Source organism: Stenotrophomonas pictorum JCM 9942 (assembly GCF_001310775.1).
Taxonomy (GTDB): domain Bacteria; phylum Pseudomonadota; class Gammaproteobacteria; order Xanthomonadales; family Xanthomonadaceae; genus Stenotrophomonas; species Stenotrophomonas pictorum.
The window spans coordinates 1-1,605 of record NZ_BAZI01000508.1 but is presented as its reverse complement, the minus strand read 5'-3'; the positions used below and the strand labels follow the sequence as shown (position 1 = coordinate 1,605).

General features: G+C 68.0%; 2 protein-coding genes and 1 pseudogene. All 3 read left to right on the top strand.

Features of this window, described 5'->3' with window-relative positions:
* Positions 1-477: pseudogene (locus tag JCM9942_RS19470) on the top strand (hypothetical protein); the annotation flags it as partial.
* A gap of 154 nt (positions 478-631) precedes the next feature.
* A complete protein-coding gene (locus tag JCM9942_RS15520) occupies positions 632-991 on the top strand; it encodes a DUF1428 domain-containing protein (RefSeq protein WP_054660754.1) in 360 nt (119 codons plus the stop codon).
* Between the two features lie 134 nt (positions 992-1,125).
* Complete coding sequence (locus JCM9942_RS15515; protein ID WP_158499979.1) at positions 1,126-1,557, top strand: EF-hand domain-containing protein; 432 nt, start codon at positions 1,126-1,128, stop codon at positions 1,555-1,557.
* The last annotated feature ends 48 nt before the right edge of the window (positions 1,558-1,605 follow it).

The window sequence follows — 1,605 nt, the reverse complement described above, 5'->3', positions numbered from 1 at the left end:
CGGGGCGCAGGCCGCGCCTTCCACCGGCCTGCGGCAGTCGCCGGAAACCTATATCGGTTACGAACGTGCTGCCAACTTCGCCGGCGGCCGGCTGTCTACGACGATGGCTGGGACTACCGCGCACCGTCGCAGCTGCGTCCGGACCAGTGGGCGCTGGACGGGCGCTGGAACGTGCAGCGTCAGTTCGCCCGCAACGAGGCCGCCGGGGCGCGCGTGCTGTACCGCTTCCGGGGCCGCGACCTGCATCTGGTGCTCGGCCCGGCCGGCGGTGGCAAGCCGCTGCGCTTCCGCATCCGTCTGGACGGGCAGGCGCCGGGCGCCGACCACGGCGTGGACACCGATGCCGACGGCCAGGGGGTGGTCACCGAGCACCGCCTGTACCAGCTGGTGCGGCAGCAGGCCGGCGGCGGCGAACGGCTGTTCGAGATCGAGTTCCTCGACCCGGGCATGAAGGTGTACGCCTTCACCTTCGGCTGAGCGGCAGCGGGTCAGATCCAGCGTCGACGTCGATGAATGCGGCGCGTTGGCATCACCGCAACATCGGCTGCGGCAGGGTGTCGATTCTTCGCGCTCTCGCGCGTCGAACACTGGAAGGCGGCCATTCCGGTCGCCATCAGCCCGGAGCTGCCCCATGTCGTATGTCGATGGTTTCGTCCTGGCCGTGCCCACGGCCAACAAGGAAAAATTCATTGCCCATGCCCGCACTGGCGATGCGGTGTTCATCGAGCTGGGCGCGCTGCGCGTGGTCGAATGCTGGGGCGACGACGTCCCGCACGGCACGCAGACCGATTTCTTCCGCTGTGTGCAGGCCAAGGACGATGAGACGGTGGTGTTCTCGTGGATCGAATGGCCGGACAAGGCCACCCGCGATGCGGCGATGGAAAAGATGATGGACGACCCGCGCATGGACCCGGCCAACAACCCGATGCCATTTGACGGCAAGCGGCTGATCTACGGTGGTTTCGCGCCGCTGGTGCAGCTGCAGGCCTAGCCGGGCCCGCCGGCCGCTGAACACCTTGCATGGCCGCGTATCGCGCGCCGGATGAATTCACATGCACCAAACCCGGCCGCGCGCAGCGTTCGCCCACGCCCCGCCGCCTGTGGCGGCCTTTCCTGGAGAACACGATGAAACGCATCGCTTCCACCCCGCTCGTGCTGGCCGGCCTGCTGCTGGCCGGGGCCGCCCACGCCGAAGAGAAAGCCCGCTCGATGGATGCCAACGGCGATGGCATGGTCTCGGCCAGCGAGCATGCCGACGCGGCCAGGATGAAGTTCGAGACGATGGATGCCAACAAGGACGGCTTCGTCACCGCCGCGGAGATGGACCAGTCCCCGATGGCGATGGGCAAGGACCGCCCGATGCGGCAGCCGCCCGCAGCCGACCGGATCAGGATGATGGACGGCGATGGTGATGGAAAACTCTCCGCCCCCGAGTACGCCGCCGCCACGAAGAAGATGTTCGACAGTACCGACACCGACAAGAACGGCATGATCAGCCGCGCGGAAATGGAAGCCAGCCACAAGCCGATGGCCGCCAGAGCCGGCGGCAACAAATGATCCAGCGCCGGGCGCCGCGGTCGCCGCGCTGACTGCCGCGACCGCTGG